Below are 15,336 nucleotides of genomic sequence, written 5' to 3' on the forward strand. Positions count from 1 at the left end.
AATGATTTTTGACTGTGTGACAGTAAGTAAACTTACTACCCTTAGGTCACGTGTTCATTGAAAACCATTTTACTTCCTAAGAAGTTGTTCATCCCTGCTAAAAGCAGAAGTAAACATAATGATTATCATCAACAAGTGTCCACACAGATTGATATAGGTCTAAATTGTTAAAGAACATCTCTTCACTTGGTTGGCAATTTGCTTTCCGTTTGAAGAGGCGGCTATTCTAGCGAGATATTCTTCCGTGTCAAACACTTTGTTGATTTATTTTCAATTTATTTAAAAACAAATCTTGAACTCTCTTTTGGCTAGAAGCCTTACTGAATATTGCCTTGAACCCTTGTGGGCTCTGCCGTGTCAGTGAGGACGCATTATAGAGATCAGCATCACATTGGCAAGCGTTTTTTTGAATAAATTGCAAAAATACCCGTTATTTATTAAAAATCAGGCCAAAGGCTTATTTATCCCACTTTACCCTCAATTCAAATACAGGTTATCCACAGAGTTATTAAAAAAGAGGGCTTTCGCCCTCTTTTTTGCTTCTTAATAATTAGATTCCCGAGCCATCTTGCTCGTCATCTTCTTCATGTAAGCCACATTCTCGTTTTAGACCATTAAACCTGGTCTCTTCTTCTTTCATACCTGGTACCCACTTTTGAGTAGTGTGCGTATCTCCAATAGAGAGATAGCCTTCTTCCTTTAGTGGGTGGTAGCTAAGTCCATGCGTGTGCAGATAGTCTTCAATCTGTTGATTAGACCAGTCGATGATAGGTAAAAATTTAAAGCGTCCATTTTGAATAGCTAATACAGGCAAACTAGAACGACTCTCCGCTTGCTCACGTCTTAAGCCAGAAAACCACGTTTTAACGTCGAGATCTTCAAGTGCGCGCCTCATTGGTTCTACTTTATTAATGAGGTTGTATTGTTTAATCCCCTCTATACCCTGTTCCCACAACTTACCGTATCTTGCTTCTTGCCAGTTAGGACTCAGCTTTGCACTATATATATGTACATTGAGATCTAGCTGCTGAGTGAGCTGATCGATAAATCGATACGTTTCAGGAAACAAGTATCCTGTATCCGTAAGTATTACGGGGACATCATTTCTAGCTTGGCTCACTAAATGAAGCATCACCGCGGCTTGAATACCAAAACTAGAGCTAAGCACATGCTGCCCAGGCAAGTGCTCAAAAGCCCAAGCGATACGTTGCTCTGCACTTAATGACTCCAAATATCCATTCAGTTCCGCTAACTTAAGAATTTGCTCGGTCTTTGTTAGGGACAATAATGTCTCTAATTTATAGCCCTCTTCAAATTTAAGCATAGAAATCCCTCTTTGATACTTTGACTTCTTCGATTACGCCAACTCTTATGACAAAGTCACCAAATGCTTCCTTGGGGTTTCGTTTTTGAGCCCACTCTCCAATTAAGCTATCCAGCTCCTGCAAAATTTGCTTATCGGTAATATTCTCTTTATACATCTTAGGTACTCGGGTCCCTGCTTTATTCCCTCCTAAATGAAGGTTATAACGACCAGGTGCTTTACCTACTAAGCCAACTTCCGCCAGCATTGCTCTTCCACACCCATTAGGACAACCTGTAATACGTAAGATGATACTTTCTTCTTTAGGTAGTTGATGCTTTGCTAATAGCTCTTCGACTTCAGTAACAAAAGAGGGAAGAAAACGCTCCGCTTCCGCCATTGCCAAAGGACAAGTAGGAAATGCTACACATGCCATTGAATCTTTACGCTGCTCACTTACCAAATCATCCATTAAGCCATGTGCACGCGCTATCTTTTCAACTTTGTCTTTCTGCGCCTTACTTACCCCTGCCACAATTAAGTTCTGATTTGCCGTCATTCTGAAATCACCTTTGTGCATCTTGGCAATTTCAGCGACGCCAGTCTTCAATGGTTTTCCTGGGTAATCGAGCAAGCGACCATTTTCTATAAATAAAGCTAAATGGTATTTTCCGTCTATTCCTTCAGCCCATCCAATACGATCACCACGCTCGGTGAATTCATACGGTCGACTCGGAGCGAAAGTGATACCTGCTCGCTTTTCTACTTCAGCTTTAAATACATCTATCCCTACACGGTCTAACGTATACTTGGTTTTCGCATTTTTACGGTTAGAACGGTTGCCCCAGTCACGTTGAGTTGTCACAACCGCGGCTGCAACATCCAGTGTATTCGCCAGTGGTACAAAACCAAAGTCATCAGCGCGTCGTGGGTACGTCGATAGGTCTCCATGTGTCATAGCCAAACCACCACCGACTAAAACATTAAATCCAACGAGCTTGCCAGCTTCCGCGATGGCGACAAAGTTTAAGTCATTCGCGTGGACATCCACATCATTTTGCGGAGGGATCACAACGGTTGTTTTGAACTTTCTTGGTAAATAGTTACTTCCAAGGATGGGTTCTTCTTCTGTTGTTTCAACCTTCTCACCATCTAACCAAATTTCTGCATATGCACGAGTTTTAGGTAATAGATGTTCACTGATTTTTTTTGCCCACTCGTAGGCCTCTTGATGAAGCTCCGATTCAATAGGATTAGTTGTACACAATACATTACGGTTAACATCACCAGCCGTTGCTATAGAATCAATACCAATACTATTTAACGTCTGGTGCATCAGTTTAATATTAGGCTTCAATACGCCATGAAATTGAAACGTTTGACGAGTCGTCAAACGAATACTACCGTAGAGACTATGATCTGAAGCAAACTTGTCGATCGCTAACCATTGCTTAGGAGAAATGATCCCTCCAGGCATGCGCGCTCGTAACATGACATTATGTAACGGCTCTAACTTTTGCTTAGTGCGTTCATTTCGAATATCACGGTCGTCTTGCTGATACATACCGTGAAAGCGAATTAATTGAAAGTTGTCAGCGGTAAACCCACCGGTGATTTGATCGCTTAAGTCTGATTCAATCGTACCACGCAGGTGATTACTCTCTCGCTTCAAGCGTTCGTTATCAGCTAATGGGCCCAACACTTGGCCTAAGACTTCTTGTTTGCTCATTAGTACACATCCTTTTGATAACGTTTTGCTTTTCTTAACTCGTTTATGTATTCCTCTGCATCAGCTAGATCTTTACCGCCATATTGCTTCGCAATCTCAACCAATGCCGAATTCACATCTTTTGCCATATGCGTTGCATCACCACACACATAGATATGTGCTCCTTCCTGCAACCATTGCCAAACTTGTTCGCCTTGTTCTAACAGACGATGCTGAACGTATACTTTCTCATGCTGATCACGACTAAACGCAACATCTAAGCGATCTAGTACGCCCGACTTAAGGTACTTTTGCCACTCAACTTGGTATAAGAAGTCTTGCGTAAACGTTCTATCACCAAAGAACAACCAGTTCTTACCTTTCGCGTCTCTATTTTCACGCTCTTGAATAAAACTTCGGAAAGGAGCAATACCCGTTCCTGGTCCCACCATGATAATAGGTGTGTCATCATTGTCAGGAAGTTTGAATTGCTTGTTGTGCTCAACGAAGACTTTAACCTCTTCTCCTTCCTCTAGCCCTTTCGCCAAATGGTAAGAAGCCCCGCCGTATCGTGTTTCATCGCCTTTGTCATACTCGACCAACGCCACAGTCAGGTGAACTTCTTCATCCACTTCTGATTGGCTCGATGCTATGGAGTATAAACGTGGTGTCAGGCGACGTAGTAAAGACAGCAGTGATGCGGCATCGAGTTTCGTCTTCTTCTCTTTGAGTACATCAATGACTTGGGTTTCCGCGGAGTACTCTCTTAGCAGCTCTTTACTCTCCACTAATTTCAGCAGCTTTTTGCTTCCTGATAATTCGGCATATTTAGTCACGAGTTGCGGGTTGGACGCTGTCACTTCATAGTTTTTAATTAACGCGGTGCGTAAAGAGATATTTTCACCATCCACATCTACGCTTTCAATCCCAGAGAGGTTGGTCTGAGCGAGGATCGCATCCACTAACTCACTGCTATTTTCAAACCAAACGCCAAGTGCATCACCTGCTTGATAGGTCAATCCAGAGTTTTCTAAATCAATTTCAATATGGCGTACATCTTTACCAGAATCACGACCTGTTATTTTTTGGCTTGTTAACAACGTAGCTGTATAAGGGTTTTGCTTAGTATACGATGCCGTTGAACCCGCAGTGGCTACCGGTAACGTCACTACATCTGCAGGTTGAGATGACAAGTCATCTTTGATCACTTCAAGAGCCTTCAAGCGCCATTCTGCCGCTGAAGCATCGTAGTCAACATCGCAGTCAAGCCTTTCAATAAATGGCGTAGCCCCCTGCTTTGTTAAGAATGCATCAAAGTCCTTACCTGTTTGGCAAAAGAACTCGTAGCTCGAGTCACCTAACCCAATCACGCCAAATTTTAAATTAGTGAGCTTAGGTGCTTTTTTGGACTGTAGAAATTCATGTAATTCAATCGCATTGTCTGGCGCCTCACCTTCACCATTCGTCGACGCAACAAAAATAACGTGGGTTTCTTTCGCTAAGTTTTTCCCTTTATAGTCACTTGCATCGAATAACTGAGCAGCAATACCGTGAGCAGAAGCTTCTTGTTCGAGCGCTTCAGCAACACCTTTAGCATTGCCAGTTTGAGAGGCATAAATAATTGTCAGTTTACCCGCAGGGGCAGCAGATACAGCAGAGGTCACGGCACTGGCTACTGGAGTCAGTTGCGCTGAGTTTTGTGATTGACTTAATCCCCAAAAATACCCACTTACCCAGGCTAATTGGTTAGAAGACAAAGCGGTTGATGCTTGCTGAAGTTGAGATAACTGCTGATCATTAATAGGAGCAGCTAAACCCGGTAATTCTTGTTGTGTATTTCCATTTGATGACATAGTCACGACATCCCTAATCATTGCGTGACGATAGATTAACCAACCATTTTAATAACAAGAAAGAATAGATATGAATGTTTTATAACTTTTTGGAAGAAAGGAATAGTTCAAGGACTCGTTATTTAGCCTCAATACGAACCTGAGAAAAGCCTACTGCAAGGGCTGATTTGGACGCTTTATCAAGGTCAACATACTGGCATTCTGCACCATGAATGTCGGTTAACATGAGGAACCCCCCTTGCTTATGACGAAATTCGACTACCCACCCCCCATCCAATTCAGATGGTTCGATAATCGCTTCCGCCAACAAGTCCTGATGATAAAGGTGCTTCAATTCGGTTATTGTCATAATCACTCCCTAAGTGCACTGCTCGCCCTATCTACGTAGGTTGATTAGTATAACTATAGCAAGTAGCAGCGTGTTCGCCCGTTTAGTTATTACGAATATGCTATTCCTCACGCGCGATGAAGCGATGATAAACCCATAGAGCAATCACAAAAGCAACAATCCAAGGAAGTAACTGAATAACCACACCCATCATCCCTAACACAAACATCACAGCAAAAGAGGCCACAATGGCTAAAGTAACGGTAACAAACGTCACGCCAGTCATGACCAACATGCCAATAAATACCACAAGAAAAATCAGTTCAAACATATTGCCTCCTCGGCACTAACGAAACAACAAAGTACACAGTAACTCAAACCAAGATGCATCGATTCGACAATTGGTAATAATCATTGCGCTACTAGATAAGTTATTAGCACAAACCATTCCAGCTTTTATGTTATTGATTTATAAGCACCTATAAAACAAAAAACTCCAGACCGCCTCAAGGACAGCTGGAGTTGGTATTTTTTACCATCATATTGGCAAATTTAAACGTCGAGTTCTTTTGGAATCTTAGTCAATGCAGTTTGAATCACTTCAACACCAGCGCCTTTCTTATGGGCGTTTTCACTAATATACCGACGCCACTGCCTGCCACCGGGCATTGCTTGGAATAAGCCAATCATATGTCGGCTGATATGACCTAGATTAGAACCATTAGCAAGTTGCTTTTCAATGTAAGGATACATCTCTTCGACAACTTGACTACGCTTTTTCACGGGCGTGTCTAAACCAAAGATCTTCTGGTCGACTTTAGCGAGTAAATACGGGTTTTGATACGCCTCTCTACCGATCATCACGCCATCAAGGTGTGCTAAGTGCTCTATAGTCTCATCCAATGTTTTAACGCCACCATTTACTCCAATTTGTAAATGTGGAAAGTCTTTTTTAATTTGATAAGCTCGAGGGTAATCTAGCGGTGGGATCTCACGGTTCTCTTTTGGACTTAAACCACTCAACCACGCCTTACGAGCATGTATCGTAAAGTCTTGACAACCACCTTGCTCAGAAACGACAGACACAAAGCGCGTCAGAAACTCATAGGAATCTTGATCATCAATGCCTATGCGTGTTTTTACCGTAACCGGAATCGACACCACGGCTTTCATTGCTGAAATACACTCAGCAACGAGCTCTGGTTCTCCCATGAGGCAAGCACCAAAACGACCGTTCTGCACTCTATCTGATGGACAACCAACATTAAGGTTAATCTCATCATAACCTCGCTCTTGGGCAAGCTTGGCGCAAGTCGCCAAATCGGTTGGATTTGAGCCACCTAACTGCAACGCGACTGGATGCTCTTCTTCGCTATAAGTTAAGAAGTCCCCTTTGCCATGAATAATGGCACCTGTTGTGATCATCTCGGTATACAGCAAAGCTTGCGAAGAAAGCAAACGATGGAAATAACGACAGTGCCTATCCGTCCAATCGAGCATGGGTGCAATTGAAAGGCGAGCTGCGCTGTAATTACTAGGGTTTTCAGGTGTCATAACGGTTTACTCTACATTTACATACTGTATATACATACAGCAATTTGCTAGAATTGCCCCTAAATTACCCTATCAGTACGGATATAGTACGTATCGAGGAGTAGGACGAATGGCATCATTCAGCATTAAAAAACGCACACTGAAAAACGGTGAATCTCGCTTTACAGTAGACGTTGTGGTTAAAAAGAATTCGGCGATTATACACAGAGAATCAAAAACATTCAGGAAAAAAGAATACGCCCGAACCCATGCTTTGAAAAGGGTTCGTGAGCTAGAAAATCCGTACTCAGAGCAGCAAAAATCCGTACCGATATACGTACTGCTTGATCAGTTTATGGAAGAGTCTGATTTATGGGATAAAACTGGCAGAACCAAGCAATATGTGATCAAGATGCTCCGCGATTGCGACATAGGTAATGTTGAAACTGACCAACTCAAAACCAGTGATTTAATTCAGCACTGTAAACACCGCAAAGCAGCTGGTGCAGGTGGCGCGACTATCTATCATGACGTGGCTTACTTGCGTTCTGTTATGAAAAAGGCAAAACCCGTATTCAATATCCGCGCTAACTTTCAAATTTTTGAGGAGGCCGTCCCCGTTCTCTCCGATATGGGGCTGATATGTAAAAGCCAGAAACGAACAAGGCGCCCAACCAGTGAAGAACTTGCCGATTTACGTATCGGTTTAGAAGAAAGGCAAAACACCCGCGCGAACGGCCAGATTCGAATCCCTTTCATCGACATACTGGACTTCAGTATTCTAACTTGTATGCGGATTGGTGAAGTGTGTGCACTTCGTTGGGAGGATATAAACGAAGAACATCGCACCGTGTGGGTACGCGATCGTAAAGACCCACGCAAGAAACAAGGCAATCATATGATTGTGCCGCTGTTGGCTGAATCGTTTGATATTGCTATGCGTCAACCTAAGCACGGCGAACTAATTTTTCCGTACAATTCTAGGAGCGTGACGGCAGGGTTTCAGCGCGTTAGGAACAGTTTAGGCATTGAGGATTTACGCTATCACGATTTAAGGCGTGAGGGTGCCAGTAGGCTATTTGAAAAAGGCTACTCTATTGAAGAAGTAGCTCAGGTGACTGGCCATCGGAATTTGAATATTTTATGGCAAGTTTATACGCAGTTGTTTCCGCATAAGTTGCACAACAAACTGAACTCTTAAAGAGTTCTACTGAGGTTTTAGTCCTACCGCAAGCACCGAACACAACATGAGAGTCCACTAAGGTTGTTACAAGTCAAAGTTTGCAAATGATTACGTAGATTATCTATTGAACCTTGATATATTGTTTAAAAGCATGGATTTGCATATGAATTAGGCTATAAAATGAAATTAGATCTTATTATTCAAACAGAAGATCACGCTGTTGACATGAAAAGTGGATTAGAGACACTTTCTGGCACATCAGAATCAATTCGAACAGTCGTCGAAGCCGCGCTAACTGACCATGTTAGCCAAAGAACCTATAGCACCAATAAAGTTAGAAATAAAATGATGGAGAGTTTTGAAGGCTCTTATGGTGTAGTTTTCGAGGTTATTGTTGATGACCCGGATCTAAAAAAGAAAATGACTCAAATTGGAGAAAGAGTTCTAGGTGAATTAATAAGCTACTTCATTGCAGAAGCACTATACAAAGATAGCCCTGACTTATCTGATGAAGCAAAAGTGGCACTAGATAATATTTCTGCAGAAACACAAGATAAGCTGTTAAGCAAACTTAGGCGTAGCCCTCTCGAAAATGCACACTCAGTACCAACCCACTTTGGCTATAATGTCACAATCAAGAGGCACCTAAATAACCTAAAACGACGTGATTTAGTTGTTTTAGATCGTGAAGGTAAAACAAATTTAGCACCTAGAACTAACAAGAATGTGGTTACATTTAGAGCATGCATAACTAGACTAAACATCAACACTGGTAACGGACGACTATTAAAAGAAAATGAAAGCGATACGATAGCATTCGGGTTCACGTCCAGTTACAGAGACGTTAGGGTGGCAGCAAGAAAAAAATTCTCAGAAAATCTAAATAAAAACAATGGCATACCATCTGATCAGTGGGAATACATTGATATAACAGCAACCACATTGCGATTAAAAAGCGGGCATATAATTAAATACATGATCTCTGGTTTCGAATAAACAATGAATCAATACATAATTTCTGCAGTCATATGTATAACGTTAGTTCTTGGCATATATGGATATCAATTCCATTCATTCCAAATATCCAATGACGTAAATCACTGGGGTCAATTTGGTGGTTTTATGGGGGGAGTTCTCGGGCCTCTCTTGAGTTTTTTATCATACGTAATGTTAATTAAATCGTTATCTCTTCAAAATGATGCAAACTCTGTTTTAAAAGAAGAATCGAAGCTTAATATTAAAAATGAAAAAATGCGCTCCTTTGAGGTTCACTTCTTTAATTTAATTAATGCACAAAGAGATAGTTTTGAATACTTCAAGTTAGAACCTCAACTCGGAGAGTTTTTGACTGGTGTATCAGCAGTGAGAGAACTTGAAAATCAGATTGAAAACATGAGGGACAACAATGCCAACGACAACGACATTGCCATTTATATCAAAAACATAGACTCACACGAAAAAATTTACAACACACAACGGATTTTCTATGTAATTACAAAAATGATATCTCAAAAATTATCAGATGAAAATGGCTTCACTCAAGAAGAACGTCAAGCTCAACTTACAACATTAATAAACTTCACTGAACTATCCGCTCTTCGGATTACACTAATAAGTATGCAATTTTTGAGTCACAAGTCATCTAAACTATTACGTGAAGATCAAGAGTTAATAGATATTTTTAAGGAGCTAAAACTACCTTATGACCAATACTAAAATAATCATCATTAGTTAGATAATGTTTTGATTTTTTCATCTAACTCATTCACTTTTCTAACGATCCTACCCATCAAGATATTTGTTTTCTTTATATTTTGCCAAAGAAGTGTTAAAACCAATATCTCTGTTGGTTGTAGCCCTAACTCCGACAATACAGGTAAAATAGGAATATCTATCATTCCTCCCCCTTAAACTCATCCCGTATTGCTTCCCACAAACCAAGCAATAAAGGTGCTACCACACCAATCACGCCACCCATTTGCACACCTTCAGGTGTCACGCTTGCCGTTAAGAGTTCAGGGTGACCAGTGGCGAGGGCAACACCCGCACCAATTAGCGCTAAGCCTTTTTTTGTTGAGGGTTGATTCAAGTCTATTTTCATTTGGGTTACTCCTACTCTAGCCGTTGATGCGCTTCCAGATATAAGCGCTGATTAAAGCGGTGAAAATGCCCACCGCGACTCGTTGCATCATTTCTTTTTGCGTCATACCAGGGCGACTCCTTGCTGCGCATCTGATAGCGAGTAATAACGCCCCACTTCCATAATCGACATGGCGTGAACCAATCGTGCTAACAGATTGCTATCGGATAAGTTAAGCGCGGTACTCGGTGAGAGATTCAATTGGCCTGCCACGAACTGCGAATAATTGCGGGTGTCGTTTTCATGGCTTGGCGCCCAACGAGCAATGATTTCGTCAATGGTGTTTAGCCCATACAGTGATTGATAATTACGAATGAGCTTTGCGGCAGCGCGAAAGCCATACTTCGAATCTGAGAAAGTTTCGAAAGCCTTGTCTTGGCTTGGGGTCACTTTTCCTGTCCATGCGCTATTACTGATTCGAATGTTGAGCGGGTTGTTATTACGTATCCCGCGATTGAGTTGTGATTTCACTAGTTTCACTCCGGTATCTGCGCCCTTATAGGCAAGCGCCATTAGTAGGATTAATAAAAGCCAGCGAGCCATAGCTGTTTACTCTTCTATTTGTTGGGCACGCCCCGACCACACTTTGGTGATAGAGGTGCTCATTTCAAACCAAGCGACATCCGTTTCATTAGTGAGTAGCGTCGTTCCGTTACTTAACACAAAACCAGATAGCTTCATTTGAAATTCGTCAAATCGGTTTGACTCGACATCACGGTTTGAGTCTTTATAAAAGCTCGCTTCGTAAGCATTCATATGAATCGTTAAAGGTACAAAACCACTGGCTCGAATATCACCGTTATCTGCAATGGAAGCGTTGAGTTGAACAAAGTGATTGATTGTATGTTTGCTGTTAACATCCAACGCTAGCGCCAATCCACGTTCATTAATTGCGCTCAATACATCCGCTTTTGTTTGCCCCGATGTTCTTAATCGCATATCAAAAAACACATTCATTCGGAATGTCACCACCGTCCCTTTTGGATACCAGAATGTGCCGTCACCTTCGTCTATTTCTCGTGGGTATCCTTCGCTATCGAGCAAAGCGATAGCCGCACGACGCAATGAGAAAACGTTCGATTCTGGGCAAGTGTAAAAATCATAATTATGGGTATTCTCACCAGAGCGCCCACTTTGATTCATACCGATTAGCAGCGGTGAATCTAACTCCCCTCCGATTTTTGGGTGGACGCGAAATTCAGCGGTTAAATCTAACCCTTTATCCATCCCTAGCAACGAGTACAGAAACTCAATTTTATTGCGACTGCTACCCGTTGGTAGCGGTGGTAAATTCGACATGGTTAATACTCCAAGACTTGAACAGCATCCGGTGCCGTCCCTGTTAATTCAATTAATGCGGTGCTCTCCAAGCGGATTTGCTCACCTGCGGCCAACTCAAAGCCCATCAAATCAACAAGCCCTGTATTAGTGGATTTCGCTTTTATCCATACGCCTTTGCGCATGGCATTAGCAGGAACGGAAAGCGGGACTTCACCGATATGAGCATTTAGGTTGCCACTGACCTCAAGCACCACTTTAGGCAAAGCGCTTACCGCGAGGCTTTGCCCTGCTTTAATTTCAACAGGGGGTAACGAGTCCACCGCAAGAGACTGATTGTTTTCAATCTGCACTTTCGGTAAGGCGCTTACGATCACCTCTTGTCCCTGCGCAATTTCAACGGCAGGTAACGCGCTGACTTCAATATTCTGACCATCATCAATTTGCATTTTGGGCATGGTTTGAATATCGAGTTTTTGCCCTTCGATAGGCGCCGTGAAATCCCCCACGCCATGCTCAAGGCTCAATTGCCCTTCACCACTTAACAAAATACGGCCTAGCTTTTTGCCATAGCGAAAAACCGAACGGTTAAGCAACGTCACTCGCTCGCCCGTTTCATCAATTTCAACCGTTAGCTTGCCGTCGATGGATTCAACAAATAGCCAACTGGCCTCTAAGGTCACCGGAATAGGTTGCCCTTTCATTAGATTTATAATCATTTGCGCATCGCCTTCACCAAGACAAAACCCAGTACCAGCACAATGATGCCCATGAGGATCAGTTGTTGTTGGTTCAATTCACTTTGTCCGTTGTCTTGTTTGAACTTGGCAAGCTCGGTTAACTTGTTTAGGTTCTCGCTGTTTTGCGATGCCTGATTACCCGCAAGCCCTGCCATCATTTGTAAGTGTTCGCTATTGGATGCGCTGTATTCTTCCAGTGCCCCCGCTGCAAACTTCAATGAGTTCTCGGTGTTTCTGTCCACGAGTTCGAGTGATTGCTTACCAAAGTCGAGCGACTCGCTTACCGTGTTCCCTGCGAAATCAAAAGACTCATCAAGCGCATCCCCTGCAAACTCAAACGACTTGGCAACACTGCCGTGGTCGGTCACCGTGGCGTTAATGGTTGAGCCTTCAATACCACTCAGCGCAACGCCTAAGTTGTCACCGCTGATCGCATTTTGGCTACTGGTGTTCTTTGTACTGGTGCTATTGCTTGAACTGGAACTGCCGCCCATGCGCTACACCTCCCAACGTAAAAATTCGTGGTCACCGTGTTGGTTAATTTTCACATCACCAAGACGCTTGAGCAGTCGGGCGACCAATGGAAAATAAGTGCGGGTTGAAATGGCGCTCAAGCCTGAACGTTTAACGTATTCGGCCAGCTCTCGCGTGGCATCCACCGCGCCATTGCCAGCCACCGCCCAAATGAAATAGGCATTGCCCATCACTTCCCCTGCCACCGTTAACCGATAACCATCACCGGACAATTCATACACGCTGACACGACCGCCTTTGATTTCGTGTTTCATCACGTCAAAGTCATTAGGACAGGCACGAAAGGCAGGTTTGAGCCGTTCAATGGCGCTCGGTGATTCAGTGACAATCGAGATCATTTCAGCACCTTAAGCGCAAATACTGCTATCAACGCCACACCGACAATAAGCCAAGGATTTACCCCGCCGCCCATGTTGATGCCGCCAATAGATTGCCCTGATTGGTTACTACTTTTTGCGGTAGAAGGGCCAGCACTGCCACCCGTTAAACCTCCACCGCCCGTTAAGCTTGTCATTGCTCCAAACATATCAGCCCTTTTTAAACCAGATAATCAGCGCAAGAACGGCGACGATTTGCCAAGCGGTTTTATTCACCCCTTGAGCAGAAAAATAGCCACTGGCAAACACCACCCCCGCCACGCCTAAATAAAGAAACGGCACTACTTGCCCCCTTTCATGGCGACATAAGCCCCGCCCAATACCACGACAAGCACAAGCGCCACAATCATGAGTGTTTGCCACTGCATGCCTTGTCCACTGACTTGAACCGGAGCACCGTTAGGTTGCTGATAATCATTGTTGTTCGAACGGTTCTCATCTGGATTGGAAGACTTAGCGCGGTCTAGCTCACCATCCATTTTGATGCCAAGCCAATCCCCACCAAAGCCGCCGACCACATCGACCGCACCACCCACAATCTCGCCCGTACTTTCGACTAAGCTGTCCCACCACCCCATATCGCTAGAGGTGGCGGCGCCTGTCGAAAGAAATTCGTCAGGGTATGCCATGAGTCACCCCCTTATTTCGATTGACTAATCACGCCCACTTGCTCGATTGCTTCAATCAATACCGGAATACTGCCCGCCGCTGATTTTTCAATCTCAAACTGCAATTGTTTGAACGCATTGGTAGGCAAGCGCCCTTCAACACCAAAACCAGTACGAACGAAGTCGAGCGAAAACCAATCATCATTTTGTTCAAGATCGGACAGTGCTAAATCAAAGGCGTTATCGACTTTGTTAACGTTCATTTCTTCCACGTCATCACGCAGAACACGAACACGGTCAATAGAGCTGTCTTTGAAGTGGATACGCTTTAGCGAAAACGTTGGCGAACGCTCGGCAAAATCAAACGGTGTACGACCTGTCGCGCTGGCAAACCACGTTAGTGAGTAAATGCGAGGCAAGTAGATGCGTGTTGATTGAGCCGCTGTTGAATGGGCACGAGCGCGGATACTTGGCGGGTTAGTGCCTCCCGCTTTTGGCGCGAGTTGGATGTAAACAAACCAAATCTCACCGTTTAACGTGACCAATTCACCCGTTCGAACCCCCGCTTTAGTGCGAAGTTTCAGATCAGCGAATGGAATGACATAACGCCCCGCCGCTTGGTATTGCTTACGATGTTCTTGAAGGTCTACAAGGTCTTGTCCGGTAAGGTTGTACACCTCTTTACCGTTCAAAGTGATACGCACACGCTCAATGTCGGCAGGGTCGGTAATATCAGTAACTAATTCAATAGACTGATAAGTAGGACCACTAACAAGGCGCAGTGTGGCTTGGTTGCCCCAATTCACACCCTCAACAGGGTCTAAATCACGAGGACGTGGGTTAAATGGTGTGCTTAGTAATTCCATAGTTTAAAACCACCCTGAATTACCATTGATTTGTTCTTTGAGCGGGTTAAGTGCGCTCACGTTGTTGATCATCGCTAGTGCGACCAGAACGGCCACAACCGTGAACAACATGGTCTTGTGTTTTGCTTGCATGGTTTCCCCTGTTTCACAACGTTAGAAAAAGTTATTTGCAGGGCATAGATAAAGGGAAAAAGGGAAGGAATAAAAGGGGGAGGAACCTATAGGTTTAGTGGGTAACCTATAGGTTAAATTCAAGTATTAAACTCCAATGTATCGACCGAAAGAACATGTAGGATTAACCGAGTATAATATCAAGCGGCATACATGATACTATCCCGCACTTTGAAATTTAGCTTGAGCCAGTATTACATGAAACGACTCGCTGTATTTGGAGCTACTCTTGCTCTATCTGGGTGCGCACAAATCAATCACACAATGCCAGAAGAGAAAGTCATTGTTAAAAGCCATACATACGATTTGAGCTTTGACGATGCATGGGTACGTGCGGTCGATTGGTTTGCTGATCATAATGTCACCATTGAAAAAATTGAGAAAACTTCAGGGTTAATTACGGCCAAGTACATGATCAGAGATAATGATATGAATCTTGATTGTGGGCACTTTAATGTTACAGGCACAACCCACGGAGCAAACATTAGTAAAAGTGGGTCTCTAAACGTTACCGTCAGAAACCGTGGCGAAAACAAGAGTCGTGTTAATGTTAACTTTTTCGGAGAATATCAGCTGACAGCCAACGATGCTTGGGATGGTCGTTTGATTCGTAGCAATGGTCATTGTGTTTCTAATGGTCAGATGGAAAAAAGCATCCTTAACTACATAGCAGACTAATACTCATAATATTGATACGCTCTATGAGCGTATCAA

At 43.3% G+C, this 15,336-nt stretch carries 22 protein-coding genes; 4 read left to right on the plus strand and 18 right to left on the minus strand.

Annotated features, from left to right (window positions below; all coding sequences use genetic code 11):
- Positions 1 to 550: 550 nt before the first annotated feature.
- The 6 genes from M9196_RS20270 to dusA all read right to left on the minus strand — a co-directional run bounded on the left by M9196_RS20270 (position 551) and on the right by dusA (position 6,746).
- Positions 551 to 1,324: a phosphoadenylyl-sulfate reductase gene (locus M9196_RS20270; RefSeq protein ID WP_250619330.1), complete on the minus strand. Its 774-nt coding sequence runs from the start codon at positions 1,322 to 1,324 to the stop codon at positions 551 to 553.
- Positions 1,317 to 3,032: an assimilatory sulfite reductase (NADPH) hemoprotein subunit gene (cysI, locus tag M9196_RS20275; protein WP_250619331.1), complete on the minus strand. Its 1,716-nt coding sequence runs from the start codon at positions 3,030 to 3,032 to the stop codon at positions 1,317 to 1,319. The genes M9196_RS20270 and cysI overlap by 8 nt, the downstream gene beginning before the upstream one ends.
- Positions 3,032 to 4,885, minus strand: coding sequence for an assimilatory sulfite reductase (NADPH) flavoprotein subunit (locus tag M9196_RS20280; protein WP_250619332.1), 1,854 nt, complete (start codon positions 4,883 to 4,885; stop codon positions 3,032 to 3,034). The genes cysI and M9196_RS20280 overlap by 1 nt, the downstream gene beginning before the upstream one ends.
- Before the next feature lie 97 nt (positions 4,886 to 4,982).
- On the minus strand, positions 4,983 to 5,213 hold the full coding sequence (locus tag M9196_RS20285) for a thymidylate kinase (protein WP_250619333.1): 231 nt from the start codon (positions 5,211 to 5,213) through the stop codon (positions 4,983 to 4,985).
- A gap of 100 nt (positions 5,214 to 5,313) precedes the next feature.
- On the minus strand, positions 5,314 to 5,523 hold the full coding sequence (locus tag M9196_RS20290) for an envelope stress response protein PspG (protein WP_250619334.1): 210 nt from the start codon (positions 5,521 to 5,523) through the stop codon (positions 5,314 to 5,316).
- A 221-nt stretch (positions 5,524 to 5,744) separates the two neighbouring features.
- Positions 5,745 to 6,746 carry a tRNA dihydrouridine(20/20a) synthase DusA gene (gene dusA, locus M9196_RS20295; protein ID WP_250619335.1) on the minus strand — a complete coding sequence of 334 codons (1,002 nt, stop codon included), beginning with the start codon at positions 6,744 to 6,746 and terminating at the stop codon, positions 5,745 to 5,747.
- Between the two features lie 109 nt (positions 6,747 to 6,855).
- On the opposite strand from dusA, the gene M9196_RS20300 reads away from it, so the two are divergent.
- From M9196_RS20300 to M9196_RS20310, 3 genes are all read left to right on the plus strand, one after another.
- Positions 6,856 to 7,926, plus strand: a complete 1,071-nt coding sequence (locus tag M9196_RS20300; RefSeq protein ID WP_250619336.1) for a site-specific integrase — start codon at positions 6,856 to 6,858, stop codon at positions 7,924 to 7,926.
- 162 nt (positions 7,927 to 8,088) lie between these two features.
- Positions 8,089 to 8,904, plus strand: coding sequence for a hypothetical protein (locus tag M9196_RS20305; protein WP_250619337.1), 816 nt, complete (start codon positions 8,089 to 8,091; stop codon positions 8,902 to 8,904).
- Positions 8,905 to 8,907: 3 nt separating this feature from the next.
- On the plus strand, positions 8,908 to 9,624 hold the full coding sequence (locus M9196_RS20310) for a hypothetical protein (RefSeq protein ID WP_250619338.1): 717 nt from the start codon (positions 8,908 to 8,910) through the stop codon (positions 9,622 to 9,624).
- A gap of 11 nt (positions 9,625 to 9,635) precedes the next feature.
- Here the strand turns inward: M9196_RS20310 and M9196_RS20315 are convergent, their stop codons facing one another.
- From M9196_RS20315 to M9196_RS23585, 12 genes are all read right to left on the minus strand, one after another.
- On the minus strand, positions 9,636 to 9,806 hold the full coding sequence (locus M9196_RS20315; protein ID WP_250619339.1) for a hypothetical protein: 171 nt from the start codon (positions 9,804 to 9,806) through the stop codon (positions 9,636 to 9,638).
- Positions 9,803 to 10,009: a hypothetical protein gene (locus M9196_RS20320; protein ID WP_250619340.1), complete on the minus strand. Its 207-nt coding sequence runs from the start codon at positions 10,007 to 10,009 to the stop codon at positions 9,803 to 9,805. Before M9196_RS20320 ends, M9196_RS20315 begins: the two co-directional genes overlap by 4 nt.
- Before the next feature lie 102 nt (positions 10,010 to 10,111).
- On the minus strand, positions 10,112 to 10,591 hold the full coding sequence (locus M9196_RS20325) for a structural protein (RefSeq protein WP_250619341.1): 480 nt from the start codon (positions 10,589 to 10,591) through the stop codon (positions 10,112 to 10,114).
- Between the two features lie 6 nt (positions 10,592 to 10,597).
- The gene (locus tag M9196_RS20330) at positions 10,598 to 11,347 is read right to left on the minus strand and encodes a hypothetical protein (protein ID WP_250619342.1); all 750 of its coding nucleotides are present in this window, start codon (positions 11,345 to 11,347) and stop codon (positions 10,598 to 10,600) included.
- 2 nt (positions 11,348 to 11,349) lie between these two features.
- The gene (locus M9196_RS20335) at positions 11,350 to 12,045 is read right to left on the minus strand and encodes a hypothetical protein (protein WP_250619343.1); all 696 of its coding nucleotides are present in this window, start codon (positions 12,043 to 12,045) and stop codon (positions 11,350 to 11,352) included.
- On the minus strand, positions 12,042 to 12,560 hold the full coding sequence (locus M9196_RS20340) for a chemotaxis protein (RefSeq protein WP_250619344.1): 519 nt from the start codon (positions 12,558 to 12,560) through the stop codon (positions 12,042 to 12,044). The genes M9196_RS20335 and M9196_RS20340 overlap by 4 nt, the downstream gene beginning before the upstream one ends.
- Positions 12,561 to 12,563: 3 nt before the next feature.
- Positions 12,564 to 12,938 (minus strand): DNAase, encoded by a 375-nt coding sequence (locus M9196_RS20345; protein ID WP_250619345.1) that lies wholly within the window; start codon positions 12,936 to 12,938, stop codon positions 12,564 to 12,566.
- Positions 12,935 to 13,126, minus strand: a complete 192-nt coding sequence (locus M9196_RS20350; RefSeq protein ID WP_102471276.1) for a hypothetical protein — start codon at positions 13,124 to 13,126, stop codon at positions 12,935 to 12,937. The genes M9196_RS20345 and M9196_RS20350 overlap by 4 nt, the downstream gene beginning before the upstream one ends.
- A 1-nt stretch (position 13,127) precedes the next feature.
- Complete coding sequence (locus M9196_RS23580) at positions 13,128 to 13,259, minus strand: hypothetical protein (RefSeq protein WP_284677243.1); 132 nt, start codon at positions 13,257 to 13,259, stop codon at positions 13,128 to 13,130.
- On the minus strand, positions 13,259 to 13,606 hold the full coding sequence (locus M9196_RS20355) for a hypothetical protein (RefSeq protein WP_250619346.1): 348 nt from the start codon (positions 13,604 to 13,606) through the stop codon (positions 13,259 to 13,261). Before M9196_RS20355 ends, M9196_RS23580 begins: the two co-directional genes overlap by 1 nt.
- Positions 13,607 to 13,617: 11 nt before the next feature.
- Positions 13,618 to 14,451 (minus strand): major capsid protein P2, encoded by an 834-nt coding sequence (locus M9196_RS20360; RefSeq protein WP_250619347.1) that lies wholly within the window; start codon positions 14,449 to 14,451, stop codon positions 13,618 to 13,620.
- A 3-nt stretch (positions 14,452 to 14,454) separates the two neighbouring features.
- Positions 14,455 to 14,583, minus strand: coding sequence for a hypothetical protein (locus M9196_RS23585; protein ID WP_284677244.1), 129 nt, complete (start codon positions 14,581 to 14,583; stop codon positions 14,455 to 14,457).
- Between the two features lie 237 nt (positions 14,584 to 14,820).
- Here M9196_RS23585 and M9196_RS20365 point away from each other — a divergent pair, with 237 nt between their 5' ends.
- Entirely contained in the window at positions 14,821 to 15,300 is a 480-nt protein-coding gene (locus tag M9196_RS20365; RefSeq protein WP_250619348.1) for a copper chaperone PCu(A)C, read from the plus strand.
- Positions 15,301 to 15,336 lie beyond the last annotated feature (36 nt).

This window comes from Vibrio methylphosphonaticus, assembly GCF_023634655.1.
Classification (GTDB): Bacteria; Pseudomonadota; Gammaproteobacteria; order Enterobacterales; family Vibrionaceae; genus Vibrio; species Vibrio methylphosphonaticus.